Source organism: Vreelandella rituensis, from assembly GCF_003336665.1.
GTDB lineage: Bacteria > Pseudomonadota > Gammaproteobacteria > Pseudomonadales > Halomonadaceae > Vreelandella > Vreelandella rituensis.
On record NZ_QPIJ01000040.1, the window covers coordinates 1 to 19,904 of the forward strand.

A 19,904-nucleotide genomic window follows, 5' to 3' on the forward strand; every position below is an offset into this window, starting at 1 on the left:
CGCCCTTCGAGTAACCGGGGATTCTCGGGCACGCCTGGTACTTGTGAGGATTGATCTTGAAGTCATCTTTCGCCGCGAGCCAGCCCTTCCAGGCGTCGCCGACTATCTGCGTCATCCGTTGAGCCCCCGCCGAAGGGAGTAGCTGATAAACGTCCTTGTGCTCTTTCTTCAGCAGCTTGTCGGCCTGGCTGGCACTGATCGGTGCCTCGGCGAACAGCGCCTGACGCATGTGATAGAGCGTGGCGTTAGCCACTTTTCTCGCGGCCGAACAATACCGATGGCAGGCCAGGTAGTTGGCGTGGCCGGGACGGATCATGATGCGTTCGACGCGACGGACAGGCATGGATTGCTCCCCTGTGACGATTGAACTAACATTAGTGGCAAAAGAGATTAGTGTCAATGTCTAAGACTACGTTAAGATCAAACCCACATTGTGTTTTTAATCTAAAGTGCCATTTAGTGTTAGTGACCGCTTATCGGCGAGAGGTGATTACATCGGCGATCATGGAGGACCTGGAAATACACATCCGCCGCGTTTGCAAGATGTCCGACGTGGGTGTGCTGGAATTTTCGGGTGAAACGGATCATGTCCATATCCTGCTGGAACTTCACCCCTCCGTCATGCCGGCCAAGCGGGTCAACAGCATCAAGACCGTGACGAGCCGGCGGATCAGGAAAGACCATTGGGAAACCATTAAGACACAGCTCTGGGGCGAGCGCTTCTGGTCCAGGTCGTACTGCATGCTCAGCGTGGGCGATGGTGCGAACACGGAGATCATCAAGCGCTACATCCAGAACCAGACCAGGCCGTCCTGACGGACGGCGCGCTATCCATCCACGCCCAATGCGTGGCTTGGACGTGGAATTCCGCGCGAAATGTTAAAAGCGTTCAGCAGCAAAGCCTGGCTCTCCTATTTATTGGAGGACGCTATAGTAACGCTCATTAGGGTTCAGCGGCCTGCAGGCCCAAGGAGTCACTTCATGTCTTTTGCAACGTCTTCTCACGCAACGCCTTCTTCGGCGGCAACTATCCAACCGGTACTGTTTATACCGCACGGCGCCGGCCCCTGCTTCTTCATGGAGTGGAATCCACAGGACACTTGGCGTGGTATGGCGGACTTCCTCGAGAACGTTGCCGGTACCCTAGCGGCCCGCCCCCGTGCAATCCTGATGGTTTCCGCCCACTGGCAAACACCAGGCTTCAGCGTCACCGCCGGTGAAGCCCCTGAGTTGATCTACGACTATTATGGTTTTCCAGCGCCCACCTACGCCCTCACCTACCCAGCACCCGGTGCGCCGGCACTTTCCGAGAGGGTTGCCGGATTGCTGTCCCAGGCCGGCCTTTCCAGCCGCCTGGATGCCGAGCGGGGCTTCGACCATGGCATGTTCATACCGCTGAAACTGATGTTCCCCAAGGCGGATATCCCCGTGGTGCAACTGTCACTGCGCAACGATCTCGACCCTACAGCGCATCTCGCTGCCGGTGAGGCCTTGGCGCCGCTGCGTGATGAAGGCGTGTTGATCGTCGGCAGCGGCATGAGCTTCCACAACATGCGTGGCTATGGTGATGCACACTTTACCGCGCCCTCGGAAGCCTTCGATGAATGGCTGACCCACGCCGTAGAATCTGCACCAGAGCAGCGCCGCGCCAGCCTGAGCCAATGGCCACAAGCCCCTTATGCGCACCAGTGTCATCCTCCTGGTGACGAGGAGCACCTTATTCCGCTGATGGTCGCCGCAGGCGCGGCAGGCCAAGACCACGGCCGAAAGATCTATTCGGAACAGGTGCTCAAGACGCAACTTTCGGCCTATCGCTTCGGTTGAAGTGAAACAACCACACTTTTTTACTTCCACCATTATAACTAAGCCCGTGCTGCGACGGTGCGGTACTGCGCATGGAAGGCGGCATCGTCGAAAGCCTTGCCAGCTAGGCTTTTATAGCCCAAGAATCTCGCGCGCCTGCTGCCAGGTCGCCACCGGGCGTTCGTACTTCTCGCACAATGCCACGGTGCGCTCGACCAGCGCGGCATTGGAAGGGGCTAGTGTATCGCGATCTAAACGCACGTTATCCTCAAGCCCGGTGCGAGTGTGGCCTCCGGCGGCAATCGACCATTCGTTGAGCCGGTATTGGTTGGCACCGATGCCCGCACCGCACCACTGGGCATCCGGGGCGAGGCGCTTGAGGGTTTCGATATAGAAATCAAAGGTCGGTTTATCCGCCGGCATGGCGTTTTTTACACCCATCACAAACTGCACATACAGCGGTGCTTTAAGCTTGCCCTGCTTCGAGAGATTCACCGCCTGATGGATGTGCGACAGGTCGAACGCCTCGATCTCGGGCTTGATATCGTACTTAATCATCTCGTCGGCGAGCCACTCAACCAGCTTTGGCGGGTTTTCGTAGACGCGGTTGGGGAAGTTGTTGGAGCCCACCGAGAGACTGGCCATATCGGGTTTGAGCGGCAACATGCCGCCACGCTCCTCGCCTGCGCCGGAGCGTCCACCGGTGGAGAGCTGGATGATCATCCCCGGACAATGCTTTTTCAATCCCTCGACAAGGCGGGCAAATTTCTCCGGATCTGAAGAAGGCGTCTGATCAGCGTTGCGCACATGGCAATGGGCAATGCTGGCCCCAGCCTCGAAAGCCGCCTGAGTACTTTCGATCTGCTCTTCGAGCGTGATGGGTACGGCGGGATTGTTTTCTTTGCGTGGCAGGCTGCCGGTAATCGCGACACAAATAATGCAGGGGTTAGACATGTTGCCTTTCCTTGTACCGAGACGCTACATCGGCGTTGATAGACAAGCGTTTCCGACTCGTTGATGACCACCAGGAACCCCACCCACAGGCAGAGTTCGTGGTTAGAATCTGATTCGATCCTTTCTGGTCAAAAATCGAAGAAGACCGTCTCGCCCTCGCCTTGCAGACGGATATCGAGGCGATAGATCACCTTGCCATCGGCCTCTTCGCGTTTGGCGATCAGCGTCTGACGCCGGGTTGGGGATTCAATACGCGTGAGTACCGGGCACTTGGCGTTGGCATCAGCCTCGTCGTCGAAGTAGAGGCGCGTCTGCAGCTGAATATTGATCCCGCGGGCGAAGATTGACAGGTTGATGTGCGGTGCCATCGACTGACCGCTGGCGTGTGCCACCGGGCCGGGCTTGATGGTTTTCAACGACCACTCGCTACCGTTGTCAAACGTCGTCGCGGTACGCCCGAAGCTGTTGAACGGCTTTTGCTGGTCATATTCAAGCTGATACTTGCCATCGCTATCGGCCTGCCACGCTTCGATAAAGGCGTCACGCACTAGATCGCCATTGCCGTCAATCACGGTGCCGACTACTTCGATCAACTTGCCTTCGGCATCATCCCTGGCCATCTCGTTCCAGATTTCTTCATCGCGGGTCGGGTTACCGGCTGCCGCCAAGGCCAGGCCGATATGCACGTAAGGCCCTGCCGTCTGGGAGGCGGTTTCACGCAACATTAGCTCGCTGCTGGGTACGGAATTTGGTTGTTTCATGCTATTTACCCCTGTGCTGTCGCTGATTTTCGAATTGATCACTGTTTTCGAACTGATCACTGATTTTCGAAAAAGGTCTGCAGCTCGCCACGCACCACCAGATCGAAGCGATAGGCCAGGCAATCCATGGGATTGCTGCGGGCCAGGTCCAGACGGCCAATCATGGTCTCGACGGCGTCGGGATCCTTGAGGGTGTTGACGATAGGGCACAGCGGGATCAGCGGATCGCCCTCGAAGTACATCTGAGTAATCAGGCGAGTGGAGATCGATGGACCCATTACCGAGACGTGAATGTGCGAGGGACGCCAGCTGTTCATGTCGTTGGGCCAAGGGTAAGGGCCGGGTTTGATGGTACGAAAGCGATACCAGCCCTGATCATCGGTCAGGCAACGACCTACACCGCCGAAGTTGGGGTCCAGCGGGGCCAGGTAGTTATCGTTCTTGTGGCGATAACGGCCACCCGCGTTGGCCTGCCACATCTCCACCAGTGTGTGGGGCACCGGCTTGCCGAATTGATCGACCACACGACCGAACATGATGATGCGCTCGCCCTGGGGAAGACCTTGGCCTTGACTCTGATCTTGGCGAAAATTGAGCAAGAGGTCATTGTCATGAGGCCCCATGCGCAGTGCGCGAAAATCCGGGCCGGAAAGCTCCGAGACGCTAGGCTTTTGCATACTTACCAGCGCCTGCTGCGGCGAACGCGCCACGGATGTCTTATAGCCGGGCGCATAGGCCGGGGGATGCCAGTTACGGTCACGAGCTACGAAGCGTTTGTTGTCGTCCTGCATAGTGATTGTCTCTGTAATGAGGGGAATCTCAGTGAGTGTGGCGGCGTGTCGCAGGCCTGCCTATTGACGTCTTCAGCGCCCGACATAACCCTGGGGTTATGTCGTACTTCTCTCCAGCATCATGCCTGCCGCCACCTCTCGAAGAACCTCACAGAATTCCTCCAGCGCCAGCGAGGACTGCATGCTGGCATTGAAACAGAGCCCAACGGAGCCGCCCTGGGATTCCAGATCTACGCTGAGACGGCACAGCCGCCCCGCTGCCAGGTCCTCGGCGATGGCTTCCTCGGGTGCGACCCAGATCGCGTCGCTTTCCAGGGTGTAGCCTCGGCTGACGGGCAACGAAAGCGTCTCCAACCGCTGGCTCATCAGCACCAGCGAATGGCGCACGCAGAAGCTGTCGACCTGCTGGCGCAGGGTGGTCTGGGGCGGCGGCAGCACCCAGGGGAAGTCGCCCAGCCGGGCAGGGTCGAGGGGGGAGATGGCGGCCAGCGGATGGCCGCTGCGCACGCTGAGCAGCAACGGCTCGTAGTAGAGATGCTCGAAGGTCAGGTCGCGAATCTCGCGGGCCTCGGTCATGCGTCCCACCACCAGGTCCAGTTCGCCGCGACGCAAACGCGAGAGCAGGAAGGCGCTGGAGCCGGAAACCACGTGTACGCCCACGTCGTTCTGCCCGCCGGGTTCGGCGTGCCAGCGCCGAATGGCCTCGGGCAGCAGCCGGCTCTCCACCGTGGAGAGCGCGCCTACACGCAGCCTGCGGACGCCGCGGTGGGCGTCGCCAACCGCAGCCACGCCCTCCTCCAGGGCGCGCATGGCCGGCCCGGCGTGGCGCAGCAGGGTCAGGCCCGCCTGGGTCAGCGCCACGCCCTTGGGAGTGCGTTCGAAGAGCGAGGCGCCGAGGCTCTCTTCGAGTTCGCGAATCGTCTTGGACATGCCCGGCTGGGTAATTGCCAGACGCTCGGCGGCACGAGCAAAGCTGCGATGGCGGGCCACCTCGAGGAAGGCCTGCAGGTGGCGAAGTTTGATGCGGGCGTTGAGCATTCAGGCCTCCCGCTGCCGAGAGGCAAGCAGTCGGCGGGTGCTCGCCATGGCCGCCAGGCTAATCGCCAGAGTCGGCAAGAAGGCCAGCGCCACGACGCCCGAAAGATCGTAGAGCCCGCCACCCACTACTGTAATGACGAAGACCAGTAGATAGCCGAAGAACAGCATCCCACCCATCAACCGCGGCAACGCCTCGACACGCACCAACCAGGCGGGCAGCGCCAGCACGAAGATGAACAGCGCACTGGTAAAGAAGCCGAACAACCCGGCGGCCCAGACTACGTGGCGTCCCGGCAGCCACAGCATCAGCGGCAGCGCCAGCAAGGCCAGTGCCGTAATGGCAACCAGCGGACGGTAATGCCCCATCAGCCGATCGGCATAGAGAATCAACAGCGTCGAGGAAAGCATTTGGGCACCGTTGAGGGCCGTCAGGCTGGGCGAAAGCAGCGTCAGGCGCCCGCTGTCTTCGAGCAACGGCGGCAGGAAGACGTTACCGGTGAAGTAGAGCGCCGCGGCGGCACCGAGCAGCGTCACCAGACGCCACATGCGAGCATCGTGACGATCCGGCAACACCAGCGAGGCCGTGGAGGAGCCCCGCCCGGTCGCCGGAAGCCGACGACTCCCCGCAGCCAGAGCCAGCATCAACAGCGGCACCGGCGCCACCCATAGAGCGAAGGCCCACTGCCACTGCTCGCCCAGCCAGACCGCTACCAAGGGGCCGGTGGCCCCCGCAGCCAACAGTTCACCCAACAGCAGGCCGTTGGTATAGACCGCGGAGGCTCGGCCAACACGCCCCGGCGACCAGAGTTTGGCCAGCACCGGCATGGCCGCCTGCATGAAGGCAATGCCCACGCCCATGATCACGGTAGCCACCATCATCGCCAGAAAACCTTCTGGTAGGCTACGCAGTGCGCTGCCCCCTGCCATTATCGCCAGCCCCAACAACATGCTGGAAAGCACACCGACCCTGGCCAGCAACCAGCCGGCGGCCAGGCCGCCCAGGGCCAGCGTCACCAGCGGCAGGCTGGTGGCAATGGCCACCTCACCGCTGGTGAACCCCAGTACCGCCTTGAGTTGGGGGATCAGAGGCGGTACCACCAACACCGTCAGGCGCAGGTAGAGCCCCAGGCCCCACAACAGGCCATAGATCAGTAGTGCTTGCCGCCACTGACCCGGCGCATCCAGGGTCGCTGTCTCACCGCGCATTCTGTTCCTCCCGGCCTGCCATCAATGGTTGTCGCCCCACCCCAGTTCCTTGGCCATGGCAAACGCATGATTGGCCGCCGGCACACCGCCGTAGATGGCCACATGCATCAGCACCTGGCGCAGCTCGGCCTCGGAAAGGCCAATACGCTTAGCGGTCTTGAGGTGCAATTTAAGCTCCTCGCGACCCAGGGCGGCAAGAATGCCGGTGGTGATCATGCTGCGTTCGCGCCGAGTGAGATCGTCGTTGCTCCAAAGCTCTCCCCAGGCCAGGCGGGTGATCATCTGCTGGAATGGCGCATCCAGGCTGTTGGCGTTCTCGGTCGAGCGCGCCACATGCTCTTCGCCCAGTACCTCCTTGCGGGTTTCCAGGCCGGTGGCGTATGCCACGCCTTGATTGCCTACATCGCCGAGGTCCACCGCCAGCCCCAGCAGCTTCTCGGCGAACAGCCCCGGTGCTTCTACCGAAGGCACATGGCCGATGCCGTCGAAAATCTCCAGCGGCGCACCGTCGCATTCGGCACTGAGAGCCTCGAGAGTAGCAGGCGGCGTTGCCATGTCTTCGGTACCGCCCAGCAGCCGTACCTTGACCTGCTTGCCGGAGAGCTTGCCGGTGAAGGTATGGCTCCCCAGCATTTCACACAGCCTGGCATAGGACTCATCGTCGCCACGGCCCATCTGGATGCACCAACCCGCTTTGAGTGCGGGGCTGGCTTCAAACGCCTTTGGTGCAAACCAGCGCGGCACGATCTCCTCGGACATCGCCGCCAAGCCCTCTTCGCGCACCCGGCCGGCACGGGTATTCCACAGCTCGGGATTGCCGATCACCGCCCCCGTGTTGGTCAACGTCGCGGAAAGTAGGCGATCGCCATGCTCAGCAATCAGCTGCTGGCCAACCACACCGCCGATGGACGTGCCGACAAAATGAAAGCGCCTAGCGCCCGCATGGTCGGCCAGCGCCAAGGCTTCACCGGCAAGATCCTCAGGGGTGATCGCTCCGCCATCCTCGGGCCAGGCCTGGCTTGCGCCATGACCGGGAAGATCCCAGGTCAGCACCCGATAACGCGGCAGCAGCGCGGGAAGCATGTCATCCCACACCGCCTGGCTCATGCCCAGGGGATGCGCCAGAATCACCAGCGGCAGTGCCTCGGCACCCAGCAAGCGATAGGCGACGCTGCGACCATTAACCGTAAAAAATGCCATCTTCGTGCCTCCTCAAGCCCGTTCGATCAGTGTGGCGATACCCTGGCCCACGCCAATGCACATGGTACACAGCGCATAGCGCTTGCCGGTTTTCTGCAACTCGTGGGCGGCGGTCAGCAGCAGGCGAGCGCCGGACATGCCCAGCGGATGGCCCAGGGCGATACCGCCGCCGTTGGGGTTGACCCTGGGGTCGTCGTCGGCAATCCCCAGGTCTCGCAGGCAGGCCAGGGCCTGGGCGGCGAAGGCTTCGTTGAGTTCGATCACGTCGATCTCGTCCAGCGACACCCCACTGCGTTCCAGCAATTTCTTGACCGCGGGAACCGGGCCATAGCCCATGATGCGTGGCTCGACACCGGCGGTGGCCATGCCGATAATCTTCGCCATCGGCGTCAAGCCATGCTGTTTTACCGCCGCTTCGCTGGCTACCAGCATCGCCGCGGCGCCGTCGTTGACGCCTGATGCATTGCCCGCAGTGACACTGCCGCCATCACGAAACGGCGTGGGTAGCGCGGCAAGCTTTTCAAGGGTTGTTTCGCGCAGGTGCTCGTCGGCATCGAAGACCAACGGCGCTTTCTTGCGCTGAGGTATTTCGATGGCGGTGATTTCCTCGGCAAAGCGTCCGGCCTTCTGGGCCGCAGCGGCTTTCTGCTGAGAACGCAGCGCAAAGGCGTCCTGGTCTTCCCGGGAAATATTGAACTGCTCGGCGACGTTTTCGGCGGTTTCCGGCATGGAATCGACGCCGTAGGCCTTCTTCATCAAGGGGTTGATGAAACGCCAGCCGATGGTGGTGTCTTCGATTTTCTGGCTACGCGAGAAGGCGCTGTCGGCCTTGCCCATGACGAAAGGCGCCCGGGACATGGATTCCACACCGCCAGCCAGGGCCAGCGCCATCTCGCCGGCCTTGATGGCGCGAAACGCCGTGCCCACCGCGTCCATGCCCGAACCGCACAGACGGTTCAGGGTCGTGCCGGGAATGGAGGTGGGCATACCCGCCAGCAGCGTCGACATCCGCGCCACGTTGCGGTTGTCTTCACCGGCCTGGTTGGCGCAGCCCATGAAGACTTCCTCGATCGCCGCCGGGTCGAGCGCCGGGGCTTCGGCGAGTACCGCCTTGAAAATGGTCGCGGCGAAATCGTCGGGACGTACGCTTGCCAGGGTGCCGCCGAAGCGACCCACGGCGGTGCGTCGGGGGTGACAGATATAGACGTTGCTCATGCAGCTCTCCTTTAGGCGCCAGCGTGTTTGCGGTCGGTGCGTGCCTTGAGCTCACGCAGGATTTCCAGTTCGTTGGCCTCGGGTACCGGGGTGCTTTCCAGCGTCTCGGCAAAACGAATTTCCCAGCCGGTGGCCTGGATCACGTCGTCACGGGTCACGCCGGGATGCAGCGATACCACGGTAAGCTCCTTGGTCGCGGGGTCGGGCTTCATCACACACAGGTCGGTGATCACCCGGGTCGGCCCCTTGCCGATATTGGGCACACCGTCACGGCCCTTGCCGTCGCGGCCGAAGCCCAGGGTGGTGACGAAATCCACGTCCTTCACGAAGGCGCGCTTGGAGTGTTTCAGGGTGATGAAGACTTCGCCCGCGTTGGTGGCAATCTCCGGCGCCCCGCCGCCGCCCGGCAGGCGTACCTTGGGTGACTGGTAATCGCCGATCAGGGTGGTATTGAGATTGGCGAAGCGATCGATTTGCGCGGTCCCAAGAAAGCCTACATTGACCTTGCCGCCCTGCAGCCAGTAACGGAACATTTCCGGCACCGCCACGGTGGTCAGCGCCGATTCGCACAGCTCGCCGTCACCGATGGAGAGCGGCAACACTTCCGGCTTGGTCTGGAGGGTGCCGGATTCATAGATCAGCACCACGTCCGGGGCATGGGTCAGGCGTGCCAAATTGGCCGCCTCACTGGGCAAGCCGATACCCACGAAACAGGTCATGCCGTTTTCCAGCGCGCGGGCGGCGGTGACCGTCATCATTTCCGCAGAGGTGTAATCAGTCATCAGGCGTCTCCTTCTGCGCTGGATGAAGCGTTGTAAACGTTAGCGTCGAGCCAGGCGGTGAAGGTATCGCGGTCACGGGCGATGACATCCCACTCCTTGTAGAAGCGGTTGTCGCGATCGTAATAACCATGGGTATAGGAGGGATAGGCGCCCTTCACGGCCACCACCACGGCGCTGATCGCCCAGCCCGGAATGATGCAGGTGTTGGGGTGATAGTCCGGCTGCGTGGTCAGATCGTCGACGATTTCCTCGACAGTGACGATGCTGTGCCTGGCCGCCAGGACGGCTTCCTTCTGTACCCCGACGATCCCCTCCACCAGGACATTGCCTTTGCGGTCCGCCTTCTGGGCATGAACGATGGAAACGTCCGGACGTACCGAAGGCACTGCCGCCAGGCGTTCGCCGGTAAAGGGGCATTCGATGAACTTGATCTGGTCGTTGACGTTGGGCAGTTCACTGCCGACATAACCGCGCAAGACGGCCAGCGGCAGGCCGGCGGCACCGGCTTCGAAGGCACAGGCCATGGCCGCGTGGCTGTGTTCGAGAATCTCGATCTTGTGCGGCCAGCCTTTCTCGACGGCATCGCGCAACCGGTGCAGCGACCCGACACCCGGGTTGCCTCCCCAGGAGAAAATCACCTTCTTGGCGCAGCCCGCGCCGATCAGTTGATCGTAGATCAGATCCGGCGTCAGGCGGATCAGGGTCAGGTCACGCTTTTTCTGGCGGATCACTTCGTGACCCGCAGCAAAAGGGATCAAATGGGTAAAGCCTTCCATGGCCACGGTGGCGCCGTCTTCGACGTAGCGCGCCACTGCGTCATGCAAGCTGAGGAACTCGGCCATCTGGATTTTTCTCCTGGTAATTCGAGCCGATCTCGATGGTCACGCCAGGTGGACACCAAAGAGCTTGCAAAGAGTTCGGCCAGTGAACATAGGTTTGTTATACGAACAAATTAATCCTCCAGATCCCCAGCGTCAAATCCCGTTTACTCACCCAACAGGTTTGGTCATTTCAGGCATTCGAAATAAAAATATTCAAAACAAAAACTTAAACACTCATCAGCCAGTCAGTGGCACGTTTCACCTGGGCTTCACTACTACCAAGGTATAAAGCCGGATCACTGGCACGCTCAAGCTCGGCCAGCGATAAAGCGCTGGCAGTGGGGATTTTCAGCCAAATGGCAGGTAGGATTCAGCGTAAGGTGCGCTGCTGAAGGGCGAGGCAACATGCTAGAATAGTCAACTATTTTTTGATGGTATGAGCCCATGGCCGACAAGGATGCACTTTCCCCTTCCTTCTTTCCCCTCTCGGAAGAGTTTCGCTCCAAGGACTTTCCTTTCTACTGGGTCGCTCGCCTGAGTGCTAAATACAGCGCAGATATGGACAGCTTGCTCAAGCCTAAGGGACTAAGCTCCTCCAAGTGGCGCGTACTAATGATTCTTTACGAACATGGGCGGCTCAGCATGTCGGATATCGCCATCCATGCCGTGGCAAAGCTCTCTACTATCACCAAGATCGTGTATAAGATGCAAGAGGCCGAACTGGTTGTAACCGCTCATTCCAACGATGATCGTCGCGTCACGGAGGTCGAGCTGACCGAACAGGGAGAGGCTCAGCTTGTGGTGGCTCGTGAACTTACCCACCGGCTGGTGGAAAAGGCTTTCGATGGATTGACTACGGAGGAAATTGTGGCTCTCAACCGATGCTTGAGCAAGATGCTTACCAACCTTGGGAAACTTTGACACCATCAATTATCGAAGTTGCCTACGCGATTTTTTATCGTATATCGATGATGAATGAGAGCTGTAATGATTTCCTGTACGAGGGCTGATTTGGCTTCACCTTTACGGCGGCTGCAGATGACAGGCGTGGTGATGCTGTTATCAGCCAGACGAACATAGCTTATTCCCGTACGCTGAACATTTTGGACTTGCTCCGGTACCAAGGTAATACCGAGTCCCGAAGACACTAATCCTAGAGCCGTCTGTAACTCGTTAGTCTCCTGAACGATCTGGATTTTTATGCCACGGCGGTGAAAAAGCCCCTGCACCATGTCGGCCAGACTAGGCCGGGGCTTAGCAGGAAACAAGATCAGTGGAAACCGAGCTAGATCTTCCAGAGACGGCGTCTTTTTTTCCAAGAAGTGGCCTTCGGGCAAGGCAGCCAGCAACGGTTCGTCGAAGAGTAATTCCTGTTCTATTTCCGGATCGTCAATCCGCAACCGACCGAAACCTATATCGATGCGTCCGGTTTTCAGTGCCTGTACCTGTTGCACGGTCGTTAACTCGGCTAACGTTAACTCAACCTCATCCTTTCGTCGCAAATCTCTCGCTAACATTGGTAACTGGTCATAGAACACCGATGGAACAAAACCAATGCTGAGTAGTGGTTTGTTATGGCCTTCCAGACGTCGAATAGCCATCTTTGTGGCTTCCACCTTGTCCAAGAGCTGACAGGCTTGCTCGTAGAGCAAATGGCCGGTGGCGGTTAGCGCTAATCCTTGAGAACTTCTTACAAACAAGTTTGAACCCAGCTCATTCTCGAGAGATTTGATCTTACGGGAAAGCGGTGGCTGAGTTATATGCAATCGCTCAGCCGCTCGAGTCAAGTTGAGCTCTTCGGCAACAATGCAGAAGGTACGTAACTGACGTAGTTCCATGATACCTCCCAAGGTATAGCAAGGTGTCCAAACAATATTGGTTTCGTCTTCTAAACGCAATCAAACTGCGAGCCAGTAAAAAAGATTGCCTGACGCCGGAGAAACCATGTCAACCATCATCCAACACATTGAGACGCTGTTGGTCGATTTACCGACCATCCGTCCACACAAGCTTTCCATGACCACCATGGCCTGCCAAACCATGGTCATTGTGCGCATGCGCCACTCCGACGGTATCGAGGGTTTGGGCGAAGGGACCACCATCGGTGGCTTAGCCTATGGGCCGGAAAGCCCGGAGAGCATTAAACGCAATATTGACACCTACCTGGCACCGCTATTGATTGGCCAGCCGTCGAGCAATATTAATGCGTTACGTGCCCGCCTAAACCGTCATGTGCGCGGCAATATGATCGCGAAATCCGCGCTGGAAACGGCGCTTCTCGATGCCCAGGGCAAACGCCAGGGCTTAAGCGTAGCGGCACTTCTGGGCGGGGCACGCCGAGAGCATCTGCCGGTGCTGTGGACGCTGGCCAGCGGTGATACCACAAAAGACATCGACGAAGCGCTGCTGCGGTTGGAGCAGCGCCGTCACTGCGACTTCAAGCTCAAAATCGGTGCCAACCCGGTCGATCAAGACGTGCGCCACGTCGCGGTGATCAAAGAGGCGCTCGGCGAGCGTGCCAGCGTGCGCGTCGACGTCAACCAGGCATGGGATGAATCCACCGCCGTGCGCGGCATACAAATGCTACAAGATGCCGGTATCGAGCTGATCGAGCAGGCCATTCCCGCCCGTGAACACGCCGGGCTGATTCGTCTGGCGAAGCGTTTCAACGTCCCGATGCTCGCTGATGAAGCGGTGCAGGACGCGCGCGACGGGCTCGATCTGGTATGCGGCGGCTTTAACGGCGCTTTCGCACTGAAGATTGCCAAATCCGGTGGGATTTACGGCGTGTTGGAGCTTGCCCATGTGGCGCAAGCGGCCGGCGTGGGCCTTTATGGCGGCACGCTTCTCGAAGGCAGCATCGGCACCGCGGCTTCGCTGCATGCCTGGGCGACACTGCCGGAGATGGCCTGGGGCACGGAGATGTTCGGACCCCTGCTACTCAAAGATGACATTGTCGTCAAACCGCTAAACTACACCGAATTCGGGGTGGACCTGCCCCAAGGGCCGGGGCTTGGCCTCACCCTGGATGAAGACAAGCTGGCCCACTATTCACGCAAGTAGATACCCGACTATTTCTTTCGCGCCAAGCGCGATTGCTGAGGAGAAATTTATGCTGTTTCAGGTAGAGATGACCGTCAAGTTGCCACCCGACATGCCCGCAGAGCTAGCGGCCGAAATTAAAGCCACCGAGAAGGCGTATGCCCAAGAGCTACAGCGCCGAGGCAAGTGGCGCCACCTGTGGCGGGTTGCGGGTAGCTACGCCAACGTCAGTATCTTTGACGTCAAAGACAACGCCGAGCTGCAAGAGCTGGTCAGCAACTTGCCGCTGTTCCCTTACATGGACATCAGCGTGAAACCGTTGTGCCGTCACCCATCCTCCATTCGCGAGGATGATTCCTGAAGCGATGGTAAAGCACGCCAGCTCCCGCTTACATAGAGATAGATAACGCCTTGTAATCGCTTCTCCATTGACCGTCACGAAATCGGTCAATGGAGAAATCAGCGTTGATTAAGTTTGCTGCACCGTTTTGGAAAATCGCTGTTAGGTTTACTTCATCAACACTGAGGTCTTGACGAAATCCTCCGCCCAACCTTCGGTAAGGGGTGCCACGAAGACATTCTCGGTGCGAGTCCTGGTAATTTTCCAACTACCATTGGGCTCCCGGCGGAAGGCATTGTTTAGCCGCGACGAACGCAAAAGTGATTTGCCATTGGAAAATATCCATGGCTGGCAGTGCACCCACTGGCCCTCTGCTATATCACCATGCACATGGATCTGCTCGGAAGTCAGGTAGTGCACGTTTAGCAGCAGCTCGGGGTCACGCTTCTCGCCCCAGAAGTTCTCAAAATGGCTGCGGATAGCAGCTGCGCCCTCAAGTCGTCCAAACTGATTATCGTAATAATCGCCGACACCTTCCCAAATGGCGTCTTCAGTGTAGAGCTCCATGATCATGTCAATACGCTCAGCATCATCCTTCACGCCATACTCGGGAAGCGGCGTATCACAAAGAAACATGTAGCGCGCCTGGAGTCGGCGTATATCAGCCTCAGCTTCCAACGCCTCAATGCGTTTTACCAAAAGATTGAGTTCAGCACTCGATACTTCAGACATTTTTCTCTCCGGTTTAACTCTTACCACCGCTCTTGGTAGTTTTATTTTATCCGATGCGTTTTTAAGCCAGCTCAGTGTTAAACCGAGGCGCCAAGACGTTCGACTACTCGGCTCAACCCTGATTTAAGCGCTTTAACTTCCTCGGTTTCCAGAGACTCAAGCAAGCGTTTTTCGTAATCGTCAGCCATGGCCAATAACCTTAGTGCCAGCACTTGCCCTTCTTCACTAAGCATGACCCGGCGATCGCTGTCTAAATAAATCAGGTTGCGATCTTGAAGCCCGCTCAACGTATCCCCGATATCCTTCAAAGGCTGAGCCACACTCCTGGCTAAGACATCGACCTCCAAAGCCCCGCGATCCGCCAGCAGAGTCATGATTCGCCACTCTTTGTCGTTGACTTCCAAACTGCTGAGGCGTGGATAAAAATCGCTGCGATAAGCGGCAAGGGCCTGGCGCATTAGATAAAGCAAATGCTTGCCAAGGCGGCCATCCAGGGCACTGTGTTCATTTACGGGAAGCATCATGGGATGCGGCTCGGGCACTGCGTAGCGGCCGTTGTGGAACACAAGGGAGCTGCCCTCATCCCGGCATCCGTAATTCATTACTTCGCCGACAATAATCAGGTGGTCGCCACCCTCATAGATGTTCCAGGTCTTGCACTCGAAATATGCTGCCGAATCCCTCACTTTGGCGGCACCACCAAGGCCTTCCTCGATGGCAATACCGGCAAATTTATCCTCACCGCGGCTCGCAAAACGATTGGATATATCAACCTGGTCATTCCCCAGCACATTGACCACGAAATACTCGGCATCCCGATAAGTGGCCAAGCTGTGGGCGCCCTTATCAAGGCTCCACAGAATCAGCGGCGGGTCCATCGACACGGTGTTAAAACTACTCGCGGTAACGCCAAAATGCTCGCCTTCACTACTACGGGTGGTAACCACCGTGATTCCAGTGGCGAACTTGCCCAAGGCGCGGCGAAAATCTCTTTTATCAATACTCATCTAACTTCCTCCAGCACAGTTTATTTTTATATTCAGCGACCTAGCTTCTCGCCGGTAGTACCCGCGATGCCATAGTCACTCTTGGGAATCTCGCTGATGATCACCCGCACGTTTTCCTCAGGAGCATCTACGGACGTCGTGACAGCATCGGTCACCCGGCGGATCAAGGTTTCTTTCTGGGTCTGGGTACGACCCGACATCATGTAAACGTGAACGGTGGGCATTTCTTCTTGGCTCCTGTCAGGTTTTGCGAATCAGCCCCAGCCGAGGCCAGGACACACCACACTAAAATTCGGTCAGGTTCTTGTACTCTTCATAGTTCTCGCTGTAGGCACGGAAGGATTCGAGCACTTTGCGGAAATCGCCATCGGCTTGTGCATTCTCCTCAAGCACCTCGCGCGTCGCCTCGCTCAATGCCTCCAACACCTCGTCAGGGAAGCGTTCCACTTCAACCCCTGCCTCGCGGAATTCGTCAAGCACAGCTGATTGAGCCTGCATTTGCTGACCGTACATCTGGATACTCAAATCGCTGCAGGCATGGCGTACAGCTAGACGCTGGCCATCTGTAAGGCCACCCCATACATCAGCATTAACGATGAGTTCATTGAGACTGCCGGGCTGATGCCAGCCGGGGAAGTAGTAGTGTTCAGTCACTTCCTGAAAGCCTGCGCTGACGTCAATGGTCGGGAAGCTCAACTCGGCAGCGCCGATGCGTCCGGTGTCGAGACCTAAGAACGTCTCGCCTGCCGGGATAGAGACTGGCGACACTCCTAAACGGCTCATCACCTCGCCACCGAGTCCACTAATACGCATACTCATGCCGCGCAGGTCCTCAACGCTAGTAATCTCATCGATGAACCAGCCGCCTGCCTCGGAGACCATCGCGCCGCAGGGGATCGGCACAACATTGTGGGAGCGGTAAAGCTCTTCCCAAAGCTCAATCCCACCGCCGCTATATAACCATGCCAAGTATTGGGGTACGTCCGGCCCGAATGGAATACTTTGGAATAATGCCGCGGCAGGGATCTGCCCTGCCCAATAACTCGCCGCTGACCAGCCAGCATCCAAGCTGCCATTACCTACATTTTCGAGGATCTGGAAAGGGGGCGAGAAGGCTCCAGCATCGTAGGGTGTAAAGCTCAGCTCACCCTCCGTAGCGGTCTCGACATCCTGGGCAAAACGATGGATGGAATCATCGATGACCTTCAGGCTGAACGGAAAGGCCGACTGCAATGTCAGGGTCTGGGCCATGGCCCCGGTGGAGGCTAAAGCGGCCCCAGCGAGGATGAGGGAGCGAGTCAATGGCTTGTTCATTATTGGATTCCTTGATGTACTCGGGTTGATTAGAACAGTTGTTAAAGCAGCAATACCGCGGGAAACAGCAGGATGAGCAAGAGCACCAGCAGCTGTATCGCGATAAAGGGCACCACGCCGCGATATATATCGACAGTGGATACCCGATCTCCCATGGCGCCCTTGAGGTAGAACAGCGAGATACCGAAGGGTGGGGTCAGGAAGGAGGTCTGCAGGTTGATGGCAAAGAGCACAGCGAACCACACCATGAGTGCGCCGCCGGAAAGGCCATTGCCGAGGTCGAGTTGGCTAACGAGGGGAGCAAAAATCGGCATCAGAATTAGCGAGATCTCCAGCCAATCCAGAAAGAAGCCGAGCAGAAAGACCATCACTAGGATCAACAGGATCACGTTCCAGTCACCGGCCCCCATCAGCCCCAGTGTTGCGAGGATCAGGCGATCGCCCCCCACACCCTTGAAGATTAACGAGAAGCAGGTTGCGGTGATCACCAACAGCATGATCATGGCGGTGGCGATGCTGGTCTCCCGGGCCGCTGCCAATACTGAGACCAGTTTAGCTTTGCCGGTCAGCCCGGCGAACAGCAATACCGCCAGCACCCCGATACCGCTTGCTTCGGTAGGCGTGGCAACCCCAGTGATAATCGCCCCCAATACTAGGGGAATCAGTACCAGAAAGGGGGCGAGCGCCAGGGCATCCCGCCACGGGCCGGACGAGCCCTCACGCTGTTTTTTCGGTATAGGGACAGATGTATCTTCTTGGCGCGTTCTCCACCAGGCAGTAACTAGCGAGTAAAGGCCATAAAGCAGGATCAGCATGCCGCTTGGCACTAGGGCGGCGCGGAAAAGCTGGCCCACCGGCACCGCCACTAGGCTGGCGAGAACGATCAGCATGACCGAGGGCGGCATCAAGATTGCCAGGGTACCTGAGGCTGAGATCAACCCTGAGGAAGTACGGGCCGAATAGCCAGCCTCGAGCATTCGCGGCAGGGCCAGCACGGACAAGAGTACTACCGAGGCCCCGACAACGCCCGTGGTAGCTGCCAGTAGTCCACCAACAAACAAGACTGTCAGCGAGAGGTGGCCTGGTAAGCGATGCAACAGCCGCTCACTAACCCGGAAAGCATTCCGGGCCAGACCAGTGCGCTCCAAAAGTAAGCCCATCAGAATAAACATCGGTATTGCGATATACAGCCAGTTGTTCAAGGCATTGGCATATATGCGCGTCAACATCAGGTTAGAGAAAGCCAAGGGCAGATCAGAGGTTACTAGGAATAGCGTCGAGACTCCTCCCAGTACCAGCGCTACGGGATAACCGGAAAGTATTCCCGCGAATAGCAGTGCCACCATCAACAGTGGTATCCAATGCTCAACCATGGTTGTCCTCCTCTGGGGAACGCCCACGAAACAAGGTGACGATCACAATCAATACCGCCAACAGGAACATGGTGATCCCGATGGGAAGCATTGCTTTGATCACGTATATATCGTTTAGTCCGCCATCTGCAGATCGTTCACCTGTAAGGAAGGCACGCTCGACGAACCGCCAGGAGGGCAACAACAGAAACCCGAAGAAGGGGAGCGCGAAGCAAAGATGACCGACCAGATCGAGCCAGCGCCGTCCACGCTGCGAAAGCCGTGCGTTCAGGATATCCACCCGTACATGGCGATCCAGCAACAGTACCGGTGCAATAGCCAACATGATGGCCATGGAAAATAACAACACCTGAAGCCCCATGAGACTGTTGAAGGTGATTGATTCGCCCACCAGCCAATAGGAACGCTCGAAGTCGATCAGTCGGGACAGACCCAGCAGGTGCATCAACACGCCGACGCCAATAATAAAGGCGATGGCCAGTAGACACAGACCGCAGAAGTTCAACAACCTCTCGCACCAGCGAACAGATCGGACACCCATACCCTTCTCCTCAATCGCTCAGATATCGATAACTAGCCGAGGGGTTTTGGCCCGGGAGCAGCACACCGCAATCTGATCGTTGTCTTCTTTCTCTTCATCGCTGAGGAAGTGATCCCGGTGGTCGGGAACCCCCTCTAGTACCTCGGAGATACAGGTACCGCAAACACCCTCCTCGCAGGAAACGTTCACCTTGACACCGGCCGCCTTGAGCGCCTGAGCAATGGACATGCCCTCTTCCACCTGGACGGTAACACCGCTGGCCACCGCCTCTACCTCAAAGGCAGCGCCACTGGTGTCGACCTCGGCGGTGAAGTATTCCGAATGGACACGGGGCTTCGGCCAGTCAACCTTCTGAGTCACCCCGATGACCCAATCCATGAAACCTGTTGGGCCGCAAACATAGAGGTGTGTGTCAGCCGGCTGCGCAGCGAGCACGGTTTCTATATGCAGGTGCTGAGATGGCTCGCCGTCATCGAAGTGCAACACGAGCGCGTCACCGAAGGTACTTTCCAGCTCATCGATGAAGGCCGCCTTTTCCCGGGAGCGGCAGCAGTAGTGCAATTCGAAGGAGCGACCCTCCGCTTGCAGCGCGTACGCCATGGCGATCATCGGCGTAATACCGATACCACCGCCCAGCAACAAACTGTGTGGTGCCGACTCATCCAGCGGGAAAAGATTGCGTGGCACGCTAACCTTGACCTCGGTTCCTTCGTGCAGGCGTTCGTGTACTGCCTGAGAACCGCCCCGCGAAGCGGGATCGAGCAGAACACCGAGACGATAACGATGACGTTCGCCAGGGGGGTTACTTAGCGAATACTGGCGTATCATTCCGTCATCAAGGTGGATATCGATATGAGAACCTGCTTCAAACGCCGGCAGCTCACCGCCATCCACAGCCGCCAGGTCGATCACCGCGATCTCATTGGTGTGGGCGTCGCGGCGCACAACTCGTAGCGTTATGATGTCATCTTGCATGGTCATCTC

General features: G+C 58.1%; 23 protein-coding genes. 5 read left to right on the plus strand and 18 right to left on the minus strand.

All coding sequences use genetic code 11. The annotated features are described in order from the left end of the window. A partial coding sequence (locus tag DU506_RS14810; RefSeq protein WP_220254403.1) for a hypothetical protein occupies positions 1-343 on the minus strand: 343 nt, incomplete at its 3' end. Positions 344-399: 56 nt separating this feature from the next. Here DU506_RS14810 and tnpA point away from each other — a divergent pair. Together tnpA and DU506_RS14820 are read left to right on the plus strand one after the other, a co-directional pair. After that, entirely contained in the window at positions 400-816 is a 417-nt protein-coding gene (gene tnpA / locus DU506_RS14815) for an IS200/IS605 family transposase (RefSeq protein ID WP_114487681.1), read from the plus strand. A 165-nt stretch (positions 817-981) separates the two neighbouring features. After that, the gene (locus tag DU506_RS14820; RefSeq protein WP_114487682.1) at positions 982-1,824 is read left to right on the plus strand and encodes a DODA-type extradiol aromatic ring-opening family dioxygenase; all 843 of its coding nucleotides are present in this window, start codon (positions 982-984) and stop codon (positions 1,822-1,824) included. Positions 1,825-1,935: 111 nt separating this feature from the next. Here DU506_RS14820 and DU506_RS14825 read toward each other — a convergent pair whose 3' ends face one another. The 9 genes from DU506_RS14825 to DU506_RS14865 form a co-directional block, all read right to left on the minus strand. Then, positions 1,936-2,757 carry a 3-oxoadipate:acetyl-CoA acetyltransferase gene (locus DU506_RS14825; protein ID WP_114487683.1) on the minus strand — a complete coding sequence of 274 codons (822 nt, stop codon included), beginning with the start codon at positions 2,755-2,757 and terminating at the stop codon, positions 1,936-1,938. A 128-nt stretch (positions 2,758-2,885) separates the two neighbouring features. After that, on the minus strand, positions 2,886-3,518 hold the full coding sequence (gene pcaG, locus DU506_RS14830; protein WP_114487684.1) for a protocatechuate 3,4-dioxygenase subunit alpha: 633 nt from the start codon (positions 3,516-3,518) through the stop codon (positions 2,886-2,888). Between the two features lie 56 nt (positions 3,519-3,574). After that, positions 3,575-4,309 carry a protocatechuate 3,4-dioxygenase subunit beta gene (gene pcaH / locus DU506_RS14835; protein ID WP_114487685.1) on the minus strand — a complete coding sequence of 245 codons (735 nt, stop codon included), beginning with the start codon at positions 4,307-4,309 and terminating at the stop codon, positions 3,575-3,577. A gap of 96 nt (positions 4,310-4,405) precedes the next feature. Continuing rightward, on the minus strand, positions 4,406-5,347 hold the full coding sequence (gene pcaQ, locus DU506_RS14840; protein ID WP_114487686.1) for a pca operon transcription factor PcaQ: 942 nt from the start codon (positions 5,345-5,347) through the stop codon (positions 4,406-4,408). After that, the gene (locus tag DU506_RS14845; protein ID WP_114487687.1) at positions 5,348-6,553 is read right to left on the minus strand and encodes an MFS transporter; all 1,206 of its coding nucleotides are present in this window, start codon (positions 6,551-6,553) and stop codon (positions 5,348-5,350) included. It lies immediately after the preceding gene. Between the two features lie 21 nt (positions 6,554-6,574). After that, positions 6,575-7,753, minus strand: a complete 1,179-nt coding sequence (locus DU506_RS14850; protein ID WP_114487688.1) for an alpha/beta fold hydrolase — start codon at positions 7,751-7,753, stop codon at positions 6,575-6,577. A 12-nt stretch (positions 7,754-7,765) separates the two neighbouring features. Beyond that, the gene (pcaF, locus tag DU506_RS14855; protein WP_114487689.1) at positions 7,766-8,968 is read right to left on the minus strand and encodes a 3-oxoadipyl-CoA thiolase; all 1,203 of its coding nucleotides are present in this window, start codon (positions 8,966-8,968) and stop codon (positions 7,766-7,768) included. 11 nt (positions 8,969-8,979) lie between these two features. Next, entirely contained in the window at positions 8,980-9,753 is a 774-nt protein-coding gene (locus DU506_RS14860; RefSeq protein ID WP_114487690.1) for a CoA-transferase subunit beta, read from the minus strand. Beyond that, positions 9,750-10,592 (minus strand): CoA transferase subunit A, encoded by an 843-nt coding sequence (locus DU506_RS14865; RefSeq protein ID WP_114487691.1) that lies wholly within the window; start codon positions 10,590-10,592, stop codon positions 9,750-9,752. The genes DU506_RS14860 and DU506_RS14865 overlap by 4 nt, the downstream gene beginning before the upstream one ends. 423 nt (positions 10,593-11,015) lie before the next feature. Here DU506_RS14865 and DU506_RS14870 point away from each other — a divergent pair, with 423 nt between their 5' ends. Then, complete coding sequence (locus DU506_RS14870) at positions 11,016-11,492, plus strand: MarR family winged helix-turn-helix transcriptional regulator (RefSeq protein WP_114487692.1); 477 nt, start codon at positions 11,016-11,018, stop codon at positions 11,490-11,492. Positions 11,493-11,497: 5 nt separating this feature from the next. On the opposite strand, the gene DU506_RS14875 is transcribed toward DU506_RS14870, so the two are convergent. Further along, positions 11,498-12,409 carry a LysR family transcriptional regulator gene (locus DU506_RS14875; RefSeq protein ID WP_114487693.1) on the minus strand — a complete coding sequence of 304 codons (912 nt, stop codon included), beginning with the start codon at positions 12,407-12,409 and terminating at the stop codon, positions 11,498-11,500. 106 nt (positions 12,410-12,515) lie between these two features. Here DU506_RS14875 and DU506_RS14880 point away from each other — a divergent pair, with 106 nt between their 5' ends. Both DU506_RS14880 and catC read left to right on the plus strand, forming a co-directional pair. Continuing rightward, a complete protein-coding gene (locus DU506_RS14880) occupies positions 12,516-13,634 on the plus strand; it encodes a muconate/chloromuconate family cycloisomerase (RefSeq protein ID WP_114487694.1) in 1,119 nt (372 codons plus the stop codon). A 49-nt stretch (positions 13,635-13,683) separates the two neighbouring features. Continuing rightward, on the plus strand, positions 13,684-13,974 hold the full coding sequence (gene catC, locus DU506_RS14885) for a muconolactone Delta-isomerase (protein ID WP_114487695.1): 291 nt from the start codon (positions 13,684-13,686) through the stop codon (positions 13,972-13,974). 147 nt (positions 13,975-14,121) lie between these two features. Here the strand turns inward: catC and DU506_RS14890 are convergent, their stop codons facing one another. The 7 genes from DU506_RS14890 to DU506_RS14920 form a co-directional block, all read right to left on the minus strand. Beyond that, positions 14,122-14,685, minus strand: coding sequence for a nuclear transport factor 2 family protein (locus tag DU506_RS14890; RefSeq protein WP_114487696.1), 564 nt, complete (start codon positions 14,683-14,685; stop codon positions 14,122-14,124). A gap of 77 nt (positions 14,686-14,762) precedes the next feature. Then, positions 14,763-15,692 (minus strand): flavin reductase, encoded by a 930-nt coding sequence (locus tag DU506_RS14895; RefSeq protein WP_114487697.1) that lies wholly within the window; start codon positions 15,690-15,692, stop codon positions 14,763-14,765. Positions 15,693-15,724: 32 nt separating this feature from the next. Next, positions 15,725-15,916, minus strand: a complete 192-nt coding sequence (locus tag DU506_RS14900; RefSeq protein ID WP_114487698.1) for a 2-hydroxymuconate tautomerase — start codon at positions 15,914-15,916, stop codon at positions 15,725-15,727. A 61-nt stretch (positions 15,917-15,977) separates the two neighbouring features. Beyond that, positions 15,978-17,006, minus strand: a complete 1,029-nt coding sequence (locus tag DU506_RS14905) for a TRAP transporter substrate-binding protein (protein ID WP_114487699.1) — start codon at positions 17,004-17,006, stop codon at positions 15,978-15,980. A gap of 41 nt (positions 17,007-17,047) precedes the next feature. Beyond that, on the minus strand, positions 17,048-18,379 hold the full coding sequence (locus DU506_RS14910) for a TRAP transporter large permease (RefSeq protein WP_114487700.1): 1,332 nt from the start codon (positions 18,377-18,379) through the stop codon (positions 17,048-17,050). Then, complete coding sequence (locus DU506_RS14915) at positions 18,372-18,920, minus strand: TRAP transporter small permease subunit (protein ID WP_114487701.1); 549 nt, start codon at positions 18,918-18,920, stop codon at positions 18,372-18,374. The genes DU506_RS14910 and DU506_RS14915 overlap by 8 nt, the downstream gene beginning before the upstream one ends. Before the next feature lie 18 nt (positions 18,921-18,938). Next, on the minus strand, positions 18,939-19,895 hold the full coding sequence (locus tag DU506_RS14920; protein ID WP_114487702.1) for a PDR/VanB family oxidoreductase: 957 nt from the start codon (positions 19,893-19,895) through the stop codon (positions 18,939-18,941). Positions 19,896-19,904: the final 9 nt, after the last annotated feature.